Raw genomic sequence first — 423 nt, forward strand, 5'->3', positions numbered from 1 at the left:
TTGCATTAGTACTATGGGGGAACAACAAGATGAACTCGAAAAGCAAGGTGTGCATGTTCATAATATAAATATTGATAGAAAAATCAGTCCTGTGAATAACTTGAAATCTATTTTAAAGATGGTCAAATTATTTAGACAAATTAAGCCTGATATTGTGCATGTTCACACACCTGTTGCAGCAGTGTTGGGTAGGATTGCAGCTAAATTAGCTCGTGTAAAAACAATAATATATACTGCTCATGGTTTTTACTTCCATGATGAAATGAATACAGTCCAATATAAAGTGTATTTTAATATCGAAAAGTGGATAGGTAAATTAGCGACAGATTATATTTTTACTCAAAGTGTTGAAGATTATGAAGTGGCTAAAAAGAATAATTTTTTACTTGAATCAAAACATAATAATTATTTGCACATCAGTAA

Annotated in this window: 1 protein-coding gene; it reads left to right on the forward strand. The window is 30.3% G+C overall.

Annotated features, from left to right (window positions below; all coding sequences use genetic code 11):
- Positions 1-13: 13 nt before the first annotated feature.
- A partial coding sequence (locus ACF91D_RS32130) for a glycosyltransferase (protein WP_392438760.1) occupies positions 14-423 on the forward strand: 410 nt, incomplete at its 3' end.

It is taken from the genome of Staphylococcus sp. 231237_7MaSpsaltlick (assembly GCF_043107035.1).